The following is a 16,862-nucleotide window of genomic DNA, read 5'->3' on the forward strand; positions in this document are numbered from 1 at the left end:
CGCTCCTGGTCGGGTACGGGTGCGCCCGCTCCGGCCCGCGCCCTCGGCGTCCGGCCCGAAGTCCCGTCCCGGCGGCTCCGGTCCGGCCTCCTGGCCCGGCCCCGAGCGGCGGGGCAGGTCTTAGCATGGAGCGAGCCAATGGGGGAGAGCCATGTCCGACAGTCAGCAGCCCGAGCCGCGCGACCCGTGGGCGCCGCCGTCCGAGGACGCGCCGGCCCCGCGCCGGCCGGAGCCCGGCGCACCGGGCGGAGCGCCGTACGGCATGGCACCCCACGACCGGCCCACCGCGGGCGCCGGCTTCGCCGTGCCCGCGCCGCCGCCGGCCCCCGGGCACGCCGCCGTCCCCGGCATGTCCTACCCCGGCGGACCTCAGCAGGGCGGTTACGGAGCGCCGTACGCCCCGCAGCCCTACGGCGGCCTGCCGCACGGCGACGCGTACGCCTACCCGCCGCACGGCGCCGCACCCGGCCCCGCGCACCCCGGCCCCTACGGCCCGGGGCCTGCCGGGATACCCGGCGCCGGGCACTGCCCCGTGCCCGGGGGGCCCGGTACGCAGGCCGGCTGGCCCGGACAGCCGAGCAACGGCATGGGCATTGCCGCGCTCGTCCTCGGCATCCTCGCCATCGTCTCCAGCCTCACCCTGTTCTTCGGTGTCGTGCTGGGCGTCCTCGCGATCATCTTCGGCGCGATCGGCCGGTCCAAGTCCGGCCGCGGCGAGGCGACCAACGGCGGCATGGCACTGGCCGGTCTGCTCTGCGGCGTGGCCGGCGTCCTGGTCAGCGCCCTGCTGATCCTCGCGATCGTCGTCGGTGTCAGCGGGGACCGCGGCACCACCCCCTACGACGACGACTACTCCGACACCTACAACGCGGCCCCCGCCCCGGCCCGCTGACCCCGGCCGTCCCCTCCGGGACCCCGGCCGCGCCTCGCCCGGGCCCGGCGGCCTCAGTCCCCGGCCGCCGCCAGCCGCTGCCGCGCCTCCATCAGCGCGAAGCCCAGCAGGTTCAGCCCCTGCCAGCGCTCCGGGTCGGCCGCGCGCTCGTCGTCGGCGGCCAGCCCGATGCCCCATATCCGGTCCAGCGGGCTCGCCTCGACCAGGACCCGCTTCCCCGTGCCCAGCAGATAGTCGCGCAGGGCCGGGTCCTGCCCGAACTTGTGTCGGCTGCCCTCGACCACCAGCGCGTACCGATGGTGCCGCCAGGTCTCCTCGTCGAAGCCGCGCACCGTCCGGCCCGCGTCCTTCGCCTGCTTGGGATGGCCGGCCCGGAGCACCCGCTGCAGCGCCTGGCGGTCTCCGAACAGCCGTGCCTTGCCGGCCATCATCCAGTGCTCCGCCGTGGGGTACCGCACGCCGTCCACCGTGAACGGCGCCGGCCACCACTGGCTGAAGCAGCTCGCCCCCAGGCTGCCGTCCCGGCGGGGCGCATGGCCCCAGAAGTAGACGTACTTGTACGTACTCCCCGACTCCAGTGCGGTGCGCAGCTCCGTCACCGACCGCGGCCCGTCGGCCACGCTCCCCTCCGTCGTCATCCCCGTCGCCCCCGCTCTCTCCGCCGTCCGTCTTCCCCGGTCCTGCACCATGCCGGGATTCTGTCAGCGGGCACCGACAACATGTCGGGCGTCGGGACAACGGATTCCGCAGAATTCGTCGCGTAACCAAAAGGCAACAACGGAATCACTTGTTGGGCCCCCTCTGCTCTGTCAAGATCGGCCATCAATTCGGGAAAGAGCTACGCCCGGCAGGCCCCGCGAAAGCCCGGCCGCCGGTGGAGGAGAGCACCATGGATCAGCGATTCGATGTCACCGAACGATTCGCCCAGGGGGCTCAGTTCATCGCGGGAGAGCTCCGCGCGGGGACCTCGGGACGCACCCAGGACGTGATCGATCCGGCGACCGGCGAGCGGGTGTACACGTACGAGCTCGCCGGCACGGCGGACGTCGACGCCGCCGTCGAGGCGGCCCGGCAGGCCCTCCCCGAGTGGGCGGGCGCCACCCCCGGCGAGCGTTCCGACGCGCTGCACCGCTTCGCCGCCGTCCTGGACGAGCGGACGGAGGAGTTCGCGTACGCCGAGTCGCTGCAGTGCGGCAAGCCGATCAAGCTGAGCCGGGAGTTCGACGTGCCCGGCTCGGTGGACAACGCCGCCTTCTTCGCGGGCGCCGCGCGCCACCTGGAGGGCCGGGCGGCCGGCGAGTACAGCCCCGACCACACCTCCTCCGTGCGCCGCGAGCCCATCGGCGTCGTCGGCTCCATCGCGCCGTGGAACTACCCGCTGCAGATGGCCAGCTGGAAGGTGCTCCCGGCGGTCGCCGCCGGCAACACCATCGTCCTGAAGCCCGCCGAGATCACCCCGCTGACCTCGGTGATGTACGCGCAGGCCGCCCAGGCCGCAGGGATCCCGGACGGCGTGATCAACATCGTCTCGGGCGCGGGCCGGGACGCGGGCGAGCACCTCGTCGGCCACCCGGACGTCGCGATGACCTCCTTCACCGGCTCCACCGCGGTCGGCAAGCGGGTCGCCGAGATCGCCACGTCGACGGTCAAGCGGCTCCACCTCGAACTGGGCGGCAAGGCCCCCTTCGTGGTCTTCGACGACGCCGACCTGGATGCCGCCGTGCACGGCGCGGTGGCCGGCGCCCTGATCAACACCGGCCAGGACTGCACCGCGGCCACCCGCGCCTACGTGCAGCGCCCCCTGTACGACGCGTTCGTCAGCGGCGTCGCCGACCTGATGGCGACCGTACGGCTCGGCGACCCCTTCGACCCGGCCACCGACCTCGGCCCGCTCATCTCGCACGCCCAGCGCGACCGCGTCGCCGGCTTCGTCGACCGCGCCCGGCAGTACGCCACCGTCGTCACCGGCGGCGCCGCGCCCCAGGGCGAGCTGGCCAAGGGCGCCTACTACCTGCCCACCCTCGTGGCGGGCGCCGCGCAGGACAGCGAGATCGTGCAGTCCGAGATCTTCGGCCCGGTGCTGGTCGTGCTGCCCTTCGACAGCGACGACGAGGGCCTCGCGCTCGCCAACGACACCCCCTACGGGCTCGCCGCCTCCGTCTGGAGCCGCGACGTCTACCGCACGGGCCGCGCCGTCCGCGAGATCAAGGCCGGCTGCGTGTGGGTCAACGACCACATCCCGATCATCAGCGAGATGCCGCACGGCGGCTACAAGGCCTCCGGCTACGGCAAGGACATGTCGGCGTACTCCTTCGAGGAGTACACGCAGGTCAAGCACGTCATGTACGACATCACGGGCGTGGCCGGGAAGGACTGGCACCGCACCGTCTTCGGGGACCGCGACTGAGCGCATTCCGGCTCGCCGCACCGTTCGTCACTCCACCGGCTGACCACCGGCCGACTCGAAAGGCCACCCCGTATGGAGCACACCGCGCAGCCCGAGCCGCTGTCCGCGGCAGAACTGGCCGCCGTGCGGCGGAGCATGACCCATGGCCGGATGGCCCTGACCCGGCGGTCCCTGCTGCGCGCGAGCGGGGCCGGGCTGCTGGCGCTCGGCGGCCCGGTCGCGCTGTCGGCCTGCGGGATCCCGCCCGCGGGCCGTACGGACGCGGGCTCGTCCGACGACCACTCGCGCACGGAGAAGCGGGTCGCCTTCTCCAACTGGACCGAGTACATCGACGTCAGTGACGACGAGAAGCACCACCCGACGCTGGACGCGTTCACGAAGCGCACCGGCATCACGGTCAAGTACACCGAGGACATCAACGACAACGACGAGTTCTTCGGCAAGGTGCAGGCGCAGCTCGCGGCCGGCCAGGACACCGGGCGCGACCTGATCTGCCTGACCGACTGGATGTGCGCCCGGATGATCTCACTGGGCTGGATCCAGCCGCTGGACCCGGCGCACCTGCCGCACGCGTACACCCACCTCTCGGACCAGTTCCGCGACCCGGACTGGGACCCGGGCCGCGCGCACTCCTACACCTGGCAGGGCATCCCGACCGTCCTCGCGTACAACAAGAAGGCCACCGGCGGCCGGAAGGTCGACTCCGTCGACCAGCTGCTGTCCGACCCGAAGCTCAAGGGCCGGGTCGGCTTCCTCTCCGAGATGCGCGACAGCGTCGGCATGACCCTGCTGGACATGGGCAAACGGCCCGAGGACTGCACCGCCGACGACTTCGACGCGGCGCTCGCCCGGCTCCAGAAGGGTGTGGACTCCAAGCAGATCCGCCGCTTCACCGGCAACGACTACCTCAACGACCTCAGCAAGGGCGACCTGGCGGCCTGTATCGCCTGGGCCGGCGACATCGTCCAGCTCCAGAACGACAACAGCGACATCGAGTACGTCATCCCGGACGCCGGCTACATGACCTCGACGGACAACCTGATGGTGCCCAACAAGGCGCGCCACAAGGAGAACGCCGAGCGGCTGATCGACTACTTCTACGAGCCGAAAGTGGCGGCCCGCATCGCGGCGTACATCAACTACGTCTGCCCGGTCGACGGCGTGCGCGAGGAACTCGCGAAGATCGACAAAAAGCTGGCGGACAACCCGCTGATCCTGCCCGACAAGGAAATGGCCGCCAAGTCGCACGCCTTCCGCGCGCTCAGCAGCAAGGAGAGCAAGGAGTTCGCGCAGAAGTTCTCCGATCTCACCGGGGCCTGACCACTCGGCCCGGTCCCTCCTCAGTCCACCGACGACACCGCCCCGGGAATTGATACATGACCGATCTCGCGACGACCGACAGCAGCGGCGGCGACGTCCGCCTCACCGGGATCAGCAAGACCTACGGTTCCTTCACCGCCGTCCAGCCGCTCGACCTCACCGTCCCCGCCGGCTCCTTCTTCGCCCTCCTGGGCGCCTCGGGCTGCGGCAAGACCACCACCCTGCGCATGATCGCGGGCCTGGAGGAGCCCACCACGGGCACCGTCGAGCTGGCCGGCAAGGACGTCACCGCGCTGCCGCCCTACAAGCGCCCGGTGAACACCGTCTTCCAGAACTACGCCCTCTTCCCGCACCTGGACATCTACGAGAACGTCGCCTTCGGCCTGCGCCGCCGCGGCATCAGATCCGTGAAGAAGCAGGTCGAGGAGATGCTCGACCTCGTGCAGCTCGGGCCGATGGCGCGCCGCAAGCCGACCCAGCTCTCCGGCGGCCAGCAGCAGCGCGTGGCCGTGGCCCGCGCCCTGATCAACCACCCGCAGGTACTCCTCCTGGACGAGCCGCTCGGCGCGCTGGACCTCAAGCTGCGCCGCCAGATGCAGCTCGAACTCAAGCGCATCCAGACCGAGGTCGGCATCACCTTCGTGCACGTCACGCACGACCAGGAGGAGGCCATGACGATGGCCGACACGGTCGCGGTGATGAACGGCGGCCGGGTCGAGCAGCTGGGCGCCCCCGCCGACCTGTACGAGAACCCCGGCACCACCTTCGTCGCCAACTTCCTCGGCACCTCCAACCTGATCACCGCCGAGATCGCCGAGGCGGGCGGCGGGCACCTGCTGCTCACCGCCGGGGACGCCAAGCTCCGGCTGCCCGCCGCGCGATGTTCCGCGGGCAGTGCCCGTACGGGCGAGAAGGTGCTGGCAGGCGTACGCCCCGAGAAGGTCGCCCTCGCGCACGCCGACGACGCGGGGGCCATACCCGAAGGCTTCAACCGGCTGCCGGGCCGCATCAAGGACGCCAGCTTCATCGGCGTCTCCACGCAGTACGTCATCGACGCCGGCGGCGCCGGTGAACTGGCCGTCTACGAGCAGAACATCGAGCGCGACGGCCGGCTGGTGCCGGGCGCCGAGGTGATCCTGCACTGGAACCCCGCGCACACCTTCGGGCTCTCCGCCGACCAGGACATCGCCGCCGGCGCCGACGTGGACGAGGAGGCCGCGTGAGCGCCGCCACCGAGGCGCCGCCGGAGCCGCGGCCCGAACTCGAAGTGCGCAGGCCGGCGCTGCGCAAGCGGCTCGTACCGTACTGGCTGCTGCTGCCCGGCATCCTCTGGCTGCTGGTCTTCTTCGCCGCGCCGCTGGTCTACCAGGCGTCCACGTCGATCCAGACCGGCTCCCTCGAAGAGGGCTTCAAGGTCACCTGGCACTTCGCCACGTACTGGGACGCGCTGGGGGAGTACTGGCCGCAGTTCCTGCGCTCGGTGCTCTTCGCCGCCATCGCGACGGTGCTGTGCCTGGTCCTCGGCTACCCGCTCGCCTACCTGATCGCCTTCAAGGCGGGCCGCTGGCGCAACGTCGTGATGATCCTCGTCATCGCGCCGTTCTTCACCAGCTTTTTGATCCGCACGCTCGCCTGGAAGACGATCCTCGCCGACAGCGGCCCGGTCGTCAGCGTCCTGAACTCGCTGCACATCCTGGACGTGACCAGCGCGATCGGCCTCACCGAGGGCACCCGGGTGCTCGCCACGCCGCTCGCGGTGGTCTGCGGCCTCACGTACAACTTCCTGCCGTTCATGATCCTGCCGCTCTACACCTGCCTGGAGCGGATCGATCCCCGGCTGCACGAGGCGGCCGGCGACCTGTACGCCAAGCCCGTCACCACCTTCCGCAAGGTGACCTTCCCGCTCTCCATGCCGGGCGTGGTCGCGGGCACGCTGCTCACCTTCATCCCGGCGGCCGGCGACTACATCAACGCCGAACTGCTGGGTTCCACGGACCAGAAGATGATCGGCAACGTCATCCAGTCGCAGTTCCTGCGCGTCCTGGACTACCCGACCGCCGCCGCCCTCTCCTTCATCCTCATGGCGGCCATCCTCGCGATGGTCACCCTCTACATCCGCAAGTCGGGGACGGAGGACCTGGTCTGATGCGCTGGCTTCGACGCAATGCGGTGGTGATCGCCGGCCTGCTGACGCTGGCCTATCTGATCCTGCCCAACGTCATCGTGATGGTCTTCTCGTTCAATAAACCGAACGGGCGCTTCAACTACGAGTGGCAGCGGTTCTCCACGGACGCCTGGACCGATCCGTGCGGCGTCGCCGACCTGTGCGGCTCGCTCGGCCTCAGCCTCCAGATCGCGGTCTGGGCGACGATCGGCGCGACCGTCCTGGGCACGCTGATCGCCTTCGCGCTGGCCCGCTACCGCTTCCGCGCCCGGTCCTCCGTCAACACCCTGATCTTCCTGCCGATGGCGATGCCCGAGGTCGTCATGGCCGCCTCGCTGGCCACGCTCTTCCTCAACATGGGCATCCAGTTCGGCTTCTGGACGATCCTGATCGCGCACATCATGTTCTGCCTGAGTTTCGTCGTCACCGCGGTGAAGGCACGCGTGATGAGCATGGACCCGCGGCTGGAGCAGGCGGCACAGGACCTCTACGCGTCGCCGACGCAGACGTTCCTGAAGGTGACGCTGCCGATCGCGGCGCCCGGCATCGCGGCCGGCGCGCTGCTCTCCTTCGCCCTGTCGTTCGACGACTTCATCATCACGAACTTCAACGCGGGCTCGACCGTGACGTTCCCCATGTTCGTCTGGGGATCGGCACAACGGGGCACACCCGTTCAGATCAATGTCATAGGAACAGCGATGTTCCTCATCGCCGTGCTCTGCGTCCTGGGTGGGCAACTGCTCACCGGACGCCGCAAGAGGAGCTGAGAACCATGGCACGAGATGCCATGAACCCCGCCGGGCAGACCACCCGGACCCCCGCCCCGGCCGTTCACGCGCTCGCGGACGCCGCCCCCACCCCCTTCTGGCTGGACGACCCCGACCGCCCCGCCGCGCTGCCGGCCCTGGTCGGCGACGAGCGGTGCGACCTGCTCGTCGTCGGCGGCGGCTACAGCGGCCTGTGGACCGCGCTGCTCGCCAAGGAACGCGACCCGGAACGCGATGTCGTCCTGGTCGAGGGGCAGCAGGTCGGCTGGGCCGCCTCCGGCCGCAACGGCGGCTTCTGCGCCGCCTCGCTCACCCACGGCCTCGGCAACGGCCTGGCCCGCTGGCCCGGCGAGCTGAAGAAGCTCGAAGAGCTGGGTGCCCGCAACCTCGATGCCATCGGGGAGGCCGTCGAGCGGTACGGCATCGACTGCGCCTTCGAGCGCACCGGCGAGATCGACCTGGCCACCGAGCCGCACCAGATCGCCGAACTGCGCGAGGCCGCCGAGGATGCCGAACGCCTCGGCCTCGGCGGGTACGACTTCCTCGACCGGGACGCCGTACGCGCCGAGGTCCACTCGCCGACCTTCCTGGCCGGCCTGTGGAACCGCGACGGCGTCGCCATGCTCAACCCCGCGCGGCTCGCCTGGGGCCTGAAGCAGGCCTGCCTGGACCAGGGCGTACGGATCTACGAGCACACCCGCGCCACCGACCTGGCCACCGACGGCACCGGCATGGCCGTGCGCACGCCCTACGGGCGGATCTTCGCCCGCCACGTGGCGCTGGGCACCAACGCCTTCCCCCACCTGGTCCGCCGGGTCCGCCCGTACGTCGTCCCGGTCTACGACCACGCCCTGATGACCGAGCCGCTGACCGGCGAGCAGCTCGCCGCCCTCGGCTGGAAGAACCGCCAGGGCCTCTCCGACAGCAACAACCACTTCCACTACTTCCGCATCACCGCCGACCACCGCATCCTGTGGGGCGGCTACGACATCGTCTACCGCTACGGCGGCGGCGTCCGCGCCGAGTACGACCACCACCCGGCGACGTACGAGAAGCTCGCCCGCCACTTCTTCCAGTGCTTCCCGCAGCTGGAGGGCGTCCGCTTCAGCCACGCCTGGGGCGGCGCGATCGACACCTGCTCCCGCTTCTCGGCGTTCTTCGGCACCGCGCACGGCGGCCGGGTCGCGTACGCGGCGGGCTACACGGGCCTCGGCGTGGGCGCCACCCGCTTCGGCGCCGACGTCATGCTCGACCTGCTCTCCGGCGAGCGCACCGAGCGCACGGAGCTGGAGATGGTCCGCACGAAGCCGCTGCCGTTCCCGCCGGAGCCGCTGCGCTGGGCCGGCATCGGCATCACCCAGTGGTCGATGAGCCGGGCCGACGCGCGCGGCGGCAGGCGGAACCTCTGGCTGAAGGCGATGGACAAGGTGGGCATGGGCTTCGACAGCTGACGGCTCGACGGCTGTCTTCCTCCCGGCGCGGGCGTGCCTCGAAGGCGCGCCCGCGCACCGCTTTCCCGGGGTGGTGCACCACACCACCCCAAGATCCTTGATCAACCCGTGTAAGAAGGCGGCGGCAGCCCGCTCTCCCTCTCGGAACGCGGCCCCGACGGGCCGGTGAGCGAGTGAGGGAGGCAGAGATGGACCCCACGGGGGACAAGCGCGCTGTGGAATGGCTCGTGTCGGTGGCGCCGGACCCGGAGGCCTGCCGTTTCGAATGGGAGCGCAATCCGCTCGGGGTGGCGCTCCTCCCCGCCGGACTGGCCTGGGACGTACTGATCATCCCCGGGTCCCTGGGCTATCCCGCGCTCGACGTGCTCACCCGGTGTCTCGACCGCCCGGGCCCGGTGCTCGCGGACTTCGGCGACAGCCGCATGGGGTTCTTCGTCCCGCCGGGCACGGCGGCCCGCTGGCTGGGCACGGGCGTACGCGGTGCCGGCCGCGGCACCTGGATCGTCGTCCCCTACCCGGGCCGCGCCACCGGCGGCACCCGCTGGCTGATCCCCCCGGACGGCCACGGCACCCTCACCGACCCCGGCGTCCTGGAACTCGCCCTGCACGAGGCCGCGGCGCGGGTGGCGGGCGACGCCTGAGGGCCCTCGGACGAGCGGCGGGTCACGGGGGCCCGCCGCCCGCTCGCCGGGTTACGAAGCAGCTGCGGCTTCCTGCAACGAGGCCGGGTGGCTTCCTGCTACGAGGCCGCCGTGGTTTCCTGCGCGTGCGCGTCGTGCCGCCGTCGGATGCCGTGCAGTACGCCGTACAGGACCGTCAGCAGCGCCGCCGACAGGGCCCAGGAGCCGAGGACGTCCACGGGCCAGTGGTAGCCGCGGACGACCAGGCCCGGGCCGGTGGCGAGGACGAGGACGAGCGCCGCGGTGATCAGCAGGCGCCGGGCGTACGGGGCGGCCGCGTACGGGAGCAGGAGCAGCGCGGCCGCCCCGTACGCGACGGCGGCGGTCGCGGCGTGCCCCGAGGGGTAGAACCCGGTTTCGCCGGCCAGCTCGCCCGGCGGGGCCGGCCGGGCCAGGGCGGCCTGCAGCGGCCCGACCAGCGCCGGGACCAGGGCCATGGCGACGACGGCGGCGAGCGGCGGCAGCCACCGGCGGGGGAGCGGCGCGGTGCGGGCCCGCCACCAGGCGCAGCCGGCCGCGAGCAGCAGGACGGGCAGCGCCACCGTCATGTTGCCCAGATCGGCGAGGAGTTCGGCGAGCGGCGCGGGCAGGGCCCGGCCCAGCATGACCCGGTCCAGCCGTGCGTCCAGCCGCAGCAGCGCCCCATGGGCGGCGACCTGCCAGGTCAGGAAGGCGAAAAGGAGAAGCGGCGCGGCCAGCGTGCACGCGTACGCGGGGAGAGAGGCCGGCCGCCCCGGAACAGGGGGGGTGGTTCCGGGGCGGCCGTGCTGACCGGTGAACCGCGCGCCCCGGGGGGTCTGGGGCGGGCGGCCATCCGATCGGTGAGGATTCCCGGAGCCCGGGGCTCCGGTGGTGTGCGCGAGGGCACAGCCAGGTCGAAGCCGGGGAAGCGCCGACCGGGCATCGCTCGCAGTCCCCTGCGAGCGGGGTGTTTCTCTCATCTGCAGAAACCGTACGGCAGACCGGTGCCCCTCCGACAGGCGGATCACCCACCCGCCATCGGCCCCGCACATCTTCTTCACGCCGTCTCGCCACTTCGGGCCGGTGGCCCGCATTCCGCATCCGGAATGCGCCGAGCGCCCGTGCCGACGTGCGGACGGGCGCTCGGTTCTTCGCTCACCTGAACCAGGCGGCGGGGCGGATCAGAGGGCCGCGAAGGCCGACTCCAGGATGTCCAGGCCCTCGTTCAGCAGGTCCTCGCCGATGACCAGCGGCGGCAGGAAGCGGATGACGTTGCCGTACGTACCGGTCGTGAGGATCAGCAGGCCCTCCTGGTGGCAGGCCTTGGCCAGCGCCGCGGTCGCCTCCGGGTTCGGGTCCTTCGAGCCGGACTGCACCAGCTCGATCGCGATCATCGCGCCGCGGCCGCGGACCTCGCCGATGACGTCGTACTTCTCGGCCAGGGCCGTCAGACGCGACTTCATGATCTCTTCGATGCGCTTGGCCTTGGCGTTCAGGTCCAGCTCGCGCATGGTCTCGATCGCGCCGACGGCGGCGGCGCAGGCGACGGGGTTGCCGCCGTAGGTGCCGCCCAGGCCGCCCGCGTGCGCGGCGTCCATCATCTCCGCGCGGCCGGTCACGGCCGCCAGCGGCAGACCACCGGCGATGCCCTTCGCGGTCGTGATCAGGTCCGGGACGATGCCCTCGTCCTCACACGCGAACCACTGCCCGGTCCGGCAGAACCCGGACTGGATCTCATCCGCGACGAAGACGATCCCGTTGTCCTTCGCGAACTTCGAGATGGCGGGCAGGAAGCCCTTCGCCGGCTCGATGAAGCCGCCCTCGCCGAGCACCGGCTCGATGATGATCGCCGCGACGTTCTCCGCGCCGATCTGCTTGGTGATCTGCGAGATGGCCTGGTCCGCGGCCTCCTGGGCGCAGTTCTCCGGGCCGGTCAGCCAGCGGTAGGGGTAGGCCAGCGGCACCCGGTAGACCTCGGGCGCGAACGGCCCGAAGCCGTGCTTGTACGGCATGTTCTTCGCCGTCAGCGCCATCGTCAGGTTCGTACGGCCGTGGTACCCGTGATCGAACACGACCACGGCCTGCCGCTTCGTGTACGCACGCGCGATCTTGACGGCGTTCTCGACGGCCTCGGCGCCGGAGTTGAACAGCGCCGACTTCTTCTCGTGGTCGCCCGGGGTCAGCTCGGCGAGCTGCTCACAGACCTCGATGTACGGCTCGTACGGCGTGACCATCGCACAGGTGTGGGTGAAGTCCGCGAGCTGCGCGGTGGCGCGCCGCACGACGGCCTCCGCGCTGCTGCCGACCGAGGTCACGGCGATGCCGGAACCGAAGTCGATCAGCGAGTTCCCGTCCACGTCCTCCAGGACACCGCCGCCGGCGCGCTTGATGAACACGGGCAGGACCGCACCGACGCCGGCCGCCACGGTGGCCGACTTGCGCTCCCACAGCTCCTGCGACTTGGGGCCGGGGATCGCGGTGACGACGCGGCGCTCCTGGGGGAGGGCGGGGCCTCCGGTCAGTTCGGTCATGGGAGTCTCCTGGAGGGAACGAGGACGCGGACGCCCAGAGGCGGCGTACTACGTGACGTACTAAGGCTTGCGTTCGCAGGCTAGGGGCGGTCCGGTGGCCGGGGCATGCACCGTTCGGGAGAAGTACGGGGGTCGCGTTGTCCGCACCGGACATAGCGCGGGCCGGGTATGCCGACGGCGTACGGCCAGTAGATTGATCCGCGGCACACCGCCCACCGCACCGCCACCGCTGACTAGGGGGAACAGGGACACCGGATGGACACCGAGGGCACGCACGACGCACGCAACACCCACTCGGCCGGAATCCCACGACCGGCGGGGGGACATCCGGGCCCGCAGGCCGGGGGGCCGGCCGGAGCGGTGCCGGTACCGCCGAAGCCCACCACGGCGCCCGGCGCGCCGGAGTCGCCCTTCATGGCCTGGCTCCGCGCCCCCCGTGTCCTGGCGGGCCCGGGCATCTGGTCCTTCGAACACCGGGTCAGGCCGAAGGAGGAGCCGCACGAGATCGCGGTTCCGCAGCTCATCGCCGGGGCCGTCATCTCGTTCCTGTGCGCGTGGCTGCTGTGGTCGCTGCTGATGAACGACTATCTCGGCCCCTACTGGAAGTGGCCGCTGGAAGTGATGCTGCCCGACTCCTGGCGGGAGGGTAACGCGGGCGTCGTCTCGTCCTTCGTCTACATGGCGCTGATCCTCGGGGTGATCGTCGCCCTCTTCGGCCGCGTGGGCCGGTGGCCGGCGCTCTTCCGGCGGCTCCTCGCCCCCGTGGGCCGCCGGGTGTGGAAGCGGCTGCCGGGGTGGCTGGCCCCGAAGGACCCGGGTGCCCTCCCCAGCGGCGCGCTGCTCCTCCGCGCCGTGGTGGCGCTGGCCGCCGCCTGGCTGCTGTGGGAGTGGTGCACGGACGAATCGCGCGACTCGTCGCTCCTCATGCTCCAACTGACGAACCTGACCCCCGCCTCGGGCGACATGGCGTCGTTCTTCTACTACCGCACGAGCTACTCGCTCATCGACCTCGTGATCGTGCTGGCCGTCCTCGGCCCGTTCGGGTGCTGGCCCGAGGTGTGGCGCCGCTACGCCCCGCCGGGCTGGCGCCGCGGCGGCGAGTCCACCGCCACGGCCGAGGCCGACGCGCCCGTCCTCCAGGTCGACCAGGCCGAATGGGCGGAGCTGCGGGCCGCGGGGGCCGGTGAGGCGGCGGAGCGGCTGGCCCGGGAGGCGCGGGCCGGGCTGATGAACGACGTGGATCATGCGCGGATCACCCGCGCCTGGCAGTCCGTACGGGTGCAGACGAGCCGCTTCCCCGCCTTCGTCGAGAACGTCCAGCGGCACGGCTCCGCCGCCTGCGGCCACCCCTCCGGCGCGCGCGATCTGCCGCTGCGCACCGCACGGCACGACCTGCTCACGGGCCAGGTCCGCCTCGGTACGGCGTCCGACGACCACCGCAACCCCTACGACCGGCGCGGCACCGGCGCGGCGCTCGACCCCGGGCTGCTGGGCACCTCGCTGCTGGCGGTCGGGCCGCCCGGCGCGGGGAAGACGACCCGGCTGGTGCGCCCCGTGCTGGAGACGCTGTGCCTGCAGGCGCTCGCCGGCCGGGCCGCGGTGGTCTCGGTCGGCGCGGCCGGGGCCGGGCCGGCGGGGGACGACGCGTTCGACGCCGTCGTCCGCGTCGGGCACCGCGAATCCCCCTGCGACCTCGACCTCTACGGCGGTACGAGTGATCCGGACGAGGCGGCTGCCGTGTTGGCGGAGGCGTTGGTGGGGGATGTGGTGGCGGGGGCGCCGGGGGGTGAGAGCCGGCGGGCGGCGACGGTGCTGGGGCAGTTGCTCGGGCCGTTCCGGACGGCGCACGGGCGGTTCCCCGGGGTGGCCGAGCTGCGGGAGCTGCTGGACGGGGCGCCGGAGGCGATGACCGCGCTGCGGACCGTGCTGGAGACGGCGGGGGAGCAGGGCGCGCTGCGCGAGCTGGACGCGCGGGAGCGGCAGGCGGCGCGGGCCGGGGACGCCGGGGCGCTGCTCGCGGACCGGATCGCGCTGCTGGACCGGCCCGCGTTCGCCGGCTTCTTCGACCCGACCGGGCAGACGCGCCAGGTGTCGCTGCGGGCGCTGGACCGCCCGCTGCGGGTACGGATCGACCTGCCGGAGCGCGGGCACGCCGACGCGTCGCGGATCCTGGCGCGGCTGGTGCTGGCGCAGTTCACGGAGTGCGCGGTGGCGCGGGCCGACCGGTCGGTGTTCGCGTGTCTCGTGCTCGACGACGCCTCGCACGTCGTCACGCAGGAGGCGCTGCGGGGGCTGCAGCGGCTGCGCTCGGCGAACGCGGGGGTCGTGCTGACGCTGCGGGCGCTGGACGACGTGCCGGAGCAGCTGCGCGGGGCGCTGCTGGGCACGGTCGGCTGCCGGATGGCGTTCGCGGGCGTGACGACGTGGGACGGTGCACGCTTCGCCGAGGTGTGGGGCAAGGCGTGGGTGGAGACGCGGGACGTCACCGACCGGCAGATCGTCTCCGACGAGCCGTTCACCAAGCTGATGCACTCGATCAGGCGGCTGGTGACGGGGAAGGACGTGACGGCGAAGGCCGTGACGGTACGGACCGTGGAGCGGGAGCGGTGGTCGGCGTCCGACCTGGCCAATGCCGTACCGGCCGGGCATGCGGTGCTGTCGGTGACGTCCGTGACGGGGGAGACGGCCCCGCCGGTACTGGTCGACCTGCGGGGGTGAGCCGGCGGCAAGCCGCTGGCGCCCTTGCCCGCATCCGCGGCCTCCCGGGCTTCCGCCCGCCTCCCGGGCCGCGGATGCGGGCGCCGGTATTCCTCCGTTGAGGCAGAATCGGAGGTGGTCGTTCATACGGGACGGAGAAAACTCCCGGCTCCCGCCGCACGCGCATCGAAGGTCCCATGCCTCACACCCTCGCCTCCCTCGCCCACCACTCCGCGCTCAAGCTGACCGTGCTCGCGGGCGAGGACCGGCTGGACACCCCCGTCCGCTGGGCGCACGTGAGCGAGCTGATCGACCCCGTCCCGTACATGGAGGGCGGCGAGCTGCTCCTGATCACCGCCCTCAAGCTGGACGCGGAGGACCCGGAGGTCGCCCGGCGGTACGTACGGCGGATCGCCGGCGCCGGCGTGGTGGGCCTGGGCTTCGCGGTCGGGGTGAACTACGAGGACGTGCCGGAGGCGCTGCTCACCGCGGCCCGCGAGGAGGACTTCCCGCTGCTCGCGGTGCCCCGCCGGACGCCGTTCGTCGCGATCAGCAAGGCGGTCTCGGCGTCCGTGGCCGCCGACCAGTACCGCGCGGTGACCGAGGGGTTCGAGGCGCAGCGGGAGCTGACCCGCGCGGCGCTGTCCGCCGAGGGCCCGGCGGAGCTGCTCGCCCGCCTCGCCGCGCACCTGAAGGGCTGGGCAGCGCTCTACGACGCCTCCGGCGCGGTGGTCGCCGCGGCTCCCGACTGGGCGGCCCGCCGCGCCGCCCGGTTCACCGAGGCCATCGGCAAGCTGCGCGAACGCCCGGCCCCCGCGAGTTCGGTGGTCCCGGACGCCGAGGGCGAGGACCGGGTGGAGCTGCAGTCGCTGGGCACGGGCCGCCGGGCACGCGGTGTCCTCGCGGTCGGCACGGGCGCCCCGCTGGGCACGGCGGAGCGGTACGCCATGCATTCGGCCGTCGCCCTGCTGACCCTGACCACCGAGCGGTCCCGCGCGCTGCAGGAGGCCGAGCAGCGCCTCGGCGCCGCGGTGCTGCGGATGCTGCTGGCCGGCGAGCCGGACCATGCGCGCGGCGTGGCCGGGCGGCTGTACGGCGGGCTGCTGGACGCGCCGTTCCGGGTGCTGGTGGCCGAGCCGGTGCCCGGGAGCGGCGGCGAGGAGCGGCCCGCGGCCGAGGCGACGGCGACGCTGGACGCGCTGGCCGATGCGATGGAGTCGGCGGCGGCCCGCAGCGGCGAGGCGGTGCTCGCGGTCCCGGACGGCTCGCGGCTGACGGTGCTCGTGGCGGACGGCGGCGCGGCGGCCGAGGCGTGCGCGGCACACGCCGCGGCGCTGGAGGCCCGCGCAGGCGCGAACGCCCCCAAGAGCACGTCCGGCGCCCTCCGCGGCACTCCGGGCCTGGCCGCCGGCCTCTCCGCGCCCGCCGGTCCCGCCGCGGCGGCGGCCGCCCACCGGCAGGCCGAGCAGGCGATGTCGGTGGCCGGGCGGCGCGGCCGGGCGCTGGTCGAGCACGAGGACGTGGCGGCCGGTTCCGTCCTGCCGCTCCTCGCCGACGACGCCGTACGCGCCTTCGCCGACGGCATGCTGCGCGCGCTGCACGACCACGACGCGACCGGCCGTGGCGATCTCGTCGCCTCGCTGCGCGCCTGGCTGTCCCGGCACGGCCAGTGGGACGCGGCCGCCGCCGACCTGGGCGTCCACCGGCACACGCTGCGCTACCGGATGCGCCGCGTCGAGGAGATCCTCGGGCGCTCCCTGGACGACCCGGACGTCCGCATGGAACTGTGGCTGGCCCTGAAGGCGACCACCTTCTCCCCGGAAGCCTGACCAGGGACCTCACCGGACGGAGCCCCGGAGGCGCGCAGGTCCCGCCCGCACTCGCCAATCCGTAGGACCCGGCCCGTGGAGTAGTACGTCCCGGACAAACACCGGTCCGGGAGTGCGCACCTACCGTGGATCCCGTCCGGAAGGGCGACCGAGGCCGGGCGTG

The 16,862-nt window shown here is 72.7% G+C and carries 13 protein-coding genes; 10 read left to right on the forward strand and 3 right to left on the reverse strand.

Annotation, left to right across the window (positions count from 1 at the left end):
• The first annotated feature begins 151 nt into the window (after positions 1–151).
• Positions 152–892: a DUF4190 domain-containing protein gene (locus tag ABZ840_RS10415; protein WP_361556353.1), complete on the forward strand. Its 741-nt coding sequence runs from the start codon at positions 152–154 to the stop codon at positions 890–892.
• A gap of 53 nt (positions 893–945) precedes the next feature.
• Here the strand turns inward: ABZ840_RS10415 and ABZ840_RS10420 are convergent, their stop codons facing one another.
• Positions 946–1,530: an NADAR family protein gene (locus tag ABZ840_RS10420; RefSeq protein WP_361556356.1), complete on the reverse strand. Its 585-nt coding sequence runs from the start codon at positions 1,528–1,530 to the stop codon at positions 946–948.
• 251 nt (positions 1,531–1,781) lie between these two features.
• Here ABZ840_RS10420 and ABZ840_RS10425 point away from each other — a divergent pair, with 251 nt between their 5' ends.
• The 7 genes from ABZ840_RS10425 (at position 1,782) to ABZ840_RS10455 (ending at position 9,642) form a co-directional block, all read left to right on the forward strand.
• Positions 1,782–3,299 (forward strand): gamma-aminobutyraldehyde dehydrogenase, encoded by a 1,518-nt coding sequence (locus tag ABZ840_RS10425; RefSeq protein ID WP_361556359.1) that lies wholly within the window; start codon positions 1,782–1,784, stop codon positions 3,297–3,299.
• A 72-nt stretch (positions 3,300–3,371) separates the two neighbouring features.
• The gene (locus ABZ840_RS10430) at positions 3,372–4,619 is read left to right on the forward strand and encodes a spermidine/putrescine ABC transporter substrate-binding protein (RefSeq protein ID WP_361556362.1); all 1,248 of its coding nucleotides are present in this window, start codon (positions 3,372–3,374) and stop codon (positions 4,617–4,619) included.
• 56 nt (positions 4,620–4,675) lie between these two features.
• Positions 4,676–5,842 (forward strand): ABC transporter ATP-binding protein, encoded by a 1,167-nt coding sequence (locus ABZ840_RS10435; protein ID WP_361556365.1) that lies wholly within the window; start codon positions 4,676–4,678, stop codon positions 5,840–5,842.
• Positions 5,839–6,765 carry an ABC transporter permease gene (locus ABZ840_RS10440; RefSeq protein ID WP_361556368.1) on the forward strand — a complete coding sequence of 309 codons (927 nt, stop codon included), beginning with the start codon at positions 5,839–5,841 and terminating at the stop codon, positions 6,763–6,765. The genes ABZ840_RS10435 and ABZ840_RS10440 overlap by 4 nt, the downstream gene beginning before the upstream one ends.
• Positions 6,765–7,550 carry an ABC transporter permease gene (locus ABZ840_RS10445; protein ID WP_361556371.1) on the forward strand — a complete coding sequence of 262 codons (786 nt, stop codon included), beginning with the start codon at positions 6,765–6,767 and terminating at the stop codon, positions 7,548–7,550. Before ABZ840_RS10440 ends, ABZ840_RS10445 begins: the two co-directional genes overlap by 1 nt.
• A 20-nt stretch (positions 7,551–7,570) precedes the next feature.
• A complete protein-coding gene (locus ABZ840_RS10450; protein ID WP_361556618.1) occupies positions 7,571–9,001 on the forward strand; it encodes an FAD-dependent oxidoreductase in 1,431 nt (476 codons plus the stop codon).
• Positions 9,002–9,189: 188 nt separating this feature from the next.
• The gene (locus ABZ840_RS10455) at positions 9,190–9,642 is read left to right on the forward strand and encodes a hypothetical protein (protein ID WP_361556374.1); all 453 of its coding nucleotides are present in this window, start codon (positions 9,190–9,192) and stop codon (positions 9,640–9,642) included.
• A gap of 98 nt (positions 9,643–9,740) precedes the next feature.
• Here the strand turns inward: ABZ840_RS10455 and ABZ840_RS10460 are convergent, their stop codons facing one another.
• Together ABZ840_RS10460 and gabT are read right to left on the reverse strand one after the other, a co-directional pair.
• Positions 9,741–10,286: a phosphatase PAP2 family protein gene (locus ABZ840_RS10460; protein ID WP_361556377.1), complete on the reverse strand. Its 546-nt coding sequence runs from the start codon at positions 10,284–10,286 to the stop codon at positions 9,741–9,743.
• A 537-nt stretch (positions 10,287–10,823) separates the two neighbouring features.
• On the reverse strand, positions 10,824–12,173 hold the full coding sequence (gene gabT / locus ABZ840_RS10465) for a 4-aminobutyrate--2-oxoglutarate transaminase (protein WP_361556380.1): 1,350 nt from the start codon (positions 12,171–12,173) through the stop codon (positions 10,824–10,826).
• Between the two features lie 255 nt (positions 12,174–12,428).
• Here gabT and ABZ840_RS10470 point away from each other — a divergent pair, with 255 nt between their 5' ends.
• Together ABZ840_RS10470 and ABZ840_RS10475 are read left to right on the forward strand one after the other, a co-directional pair.
• A complete protein-coding gene (locus ABZ840_RS10470) occupies positions 12,429–14,891 on the forward strand; it encodes an ATP/GTP-binding protein (protein WP_361556383.1) in 2,463 nt (820 codons plus the stop codon).
• Between the two features lie 176 nt (positions 14,892–15,067).
• Positions 15,068–16,699: a PucR family transcriptional regulator gene (locus ABZ840_RS10475; protein WP_361556386.1), complete on the forward strand. Its 1,632-nt coding sequence runs from the start codon at positions 15,068–15,070 to the stop codon at positions 16,697–16,699.
• The last annotated feature ends 163 nt before the right edge of the window (positions 16,700–16,862 follow it).

The organism is Streptomyces sp. NPDC047117 (assembly GCF_040643545.1).
Lineage (GTDB): Bacteria > Actinomycetota > Actinomycetes > Streptomycetales > Streptomycetaceae > Streptomyces.

Coding starts and splice junctions, on each gene's coding strand:
- ABZ840_RS10415 (WP_361556353.1), top strand. CDS start 152: ATGTCCGACAGTCAGCAGCCCGAGCCGCGCGACCCGTGGGCGCCGCCG.
- ABZ840_RS10420 (WP_361556356.1), bottom strand. CDS start 1,530: ATGACGACGGAGGGGAGCGTGGCCGACGGGCCGCGGTCGGTGACGGAG.
- ABZ840_RS10425 (WP_361556359.1), top strand. CDS start 1,782: ATGGATCAGCGATTCGATGTCACCGAACGATTCGCCCAGGGGGCTCAG.
- ABZ840_RS10430 (WP_361556362.1), top strand. CDS start 3,372: ATGGAGCACACCGCGCAGCCCGAGCCGCTGTCCGCGGCAGAACTGGCC.
- ABZ840_RS10435 (WP_361556365.1), top strand. CDS start 4,676: ATGACCGATCTCGCGACGACCGACAGCAGCGGCGGCGACGTCCGCCTC.
- ABZ840_RS10445 (WP_361556371.1), top strand. CDS start 6,765: ATGCGCTGGCTTCGACGCAATGCGGTGGTGATCGCCGGCCTGCTGACG.
- ABZ840_RS10450 (WP_361556618.1), top strand. CDS start 7,571: ATGAACCCCGCCGGGCAGACCACCCGGACCCCCGCCCCGGCCGTTCAC.
- ABZ840_RS10455 (WP_361556374.1), top strand. CDS start 9,190: ATGGACCCCACGGGGGACAAGCGCGCTGTGGAATGGCTCGTGTCGGTG.
- ABZ840_RS10460 (WP_361556377.1), bottom strand. CDS start 10,286: ATGCTGGGCCGGGCCCTGCCCGCGCCGCTCGCCGAACTCCTCGCCGAT.
- gabT (WP_361556380.1), bottom strand. CDS start 12,173: ATGACCGAACTGACCGGAGGCCCCGCCCTCCCCCAGGAGCGCCGCGTC.
- ABZ840_RS10470 (WP_361556383.1), top strand. CDS start 12,429: ATGGACACCGAGGGCACGCACGACGCACGCAACACCCACTCGGCCGGA.
- ABZ840_RS10475 (WP_361556386.1), top strand. CDS start 15,068: ATGCCTCACACCCTCGCCTCCCTCGCCCACCACTCCGCGCTCAAGCTG.